1 protein-coding gene is annotated in these 530 nt (G+C 66.0%); it reads left to right on the top strand.

The genetic code is table 11. The annotated features are described in order from the left end of the window. A partial coding sequence (locus TBIF_RS23970; protein WP_148302332.1) for a transposase occupies positions 1–405 on the top strand: 405 nt, incomplete at its 5' end. Positions 406–530: the final 125 nt, after the last annotated feature.

Raw genomic sequence — 530 nt, 5'->3', positions numbered from 1 at the left:
TATTGCGGGTTCACCCCGTCGAACTGGTCCTCCGGGACGATGGAGCACAAGCATCGGGCGATCACCAAGGAAGGGCCCTCGGCGCTGCGGATGGCGGTGTTCCTCGCCGCGAACGCGGCTCGCAGATCCGACCCGCAGTTGGCCCGGTTCTACCACCGGCTCATGGTCGAGCAGGGCCAGCACCACAACAAGGCGGTCTGCGCGGTGGCCCGCAAACTCGCCGAACGCATCTGGGTGGTCGTCGACCGCTGCCAGCCGTATCAGTACCGCGACGACGACGGCGTGGTCATCGACGTCGCGCAGGCCCGGTCGATAGTCCGCGAGCGCTACGCGGTGCCCGAGCAGATCCGCGCACGCCACCGCAGCCACACCACCGCGCAGAGGAGGGCACGTTTGGTTGCCTAACTTGACCCTCCGCCACCACGGAATCGACGACGAGACCAAGCCGTAGCGCCGAGCTCCTACGGCGGCCGGTCATGCCCGAAACCGCAGTTCAAGACGGGTCTTGACAATCATTAGGGAATCTCTTC

It is taken from the genome of Tomitella biformata AHU 1821, from assembly GCF_000524475.1.
Lineage (GTDB): Bacteria > Actinomycetota > Actinomycetes > Mycobacteriales > Mycobacteriaceae > Tomitella > Tomitella biformata.
Note: the sequence above shows the minus strand (reverse complement) of the source record. Positions and strands in the feature narration are given on the sequence as shown.